The organism is Campylobacter concisus (genome assembly GCF_002913045.1).
Lineage (GTDB): Bacteria > Campylobacterota > Campylobacteria > Campylobacterales > Campylobacteraceae > Campylobacter_A > Campylobacter_A concisus_AP.
The window spans coordinates 1-446 of sequence record NZ_PPAF01000001.1 but is presented as its reverse complement, the minus strand read 5'-3'; the positions used below and the strand labels follow the sequence as shown (position 1 = coordinate 446).

The window sequence follows — 446 nt, the reverse complement described above, 5'->3', positions numbered from 1 at the left end:
CTATAGAATTTGTCACTTTTGAAAGTCCATTTACGATTAAATTTAACGTTGGCAAAAAGGCATCACCTATCGTGATACCCAAGCTTATGAAGCTTTCAGATAGCCTTTCTAGTCCGCTTTTAGTAGTGGCTAGTTTAGCCTTCATCGCTTCGTCCATACTGCCGATCGCTCCCTTATCGTTTACTAAATTTACAGCCTGGTTGTATTGACCGATCGCATTTACTAGCGAGCCCATATCGTCGGCAAATTGAGTACCGAACAGATTAGTTAGTACGCCCATTTGAGCCTTTTTATCGACTTTGGCTAGAGTGTTTAAAAACATATCAAGCCCGCTGCTAGCATCGCGTGCCATTGCAACCTTTAAGTAGTTTGCATCCATTCCAATGCTTTGCAGAGCTTTTTTAAATTTCTCGTCTGGCCCGTCGATATTTGCAAGTTTATTAAAT

The 446-nt window shown here is 41.0% G+C and carries 1 protein-coding gene; it reads right to left on the bottom strand.

The window, feature by feature from the left end; all coding sequences use genetic code 11:
* Positions 1-446: phage tail tape measure protein (locus tag CYP43_RS00005; protein ID WP_103582036.1), on the bottom strand; the 446-nt coding region annotated here is incomplete at both ends.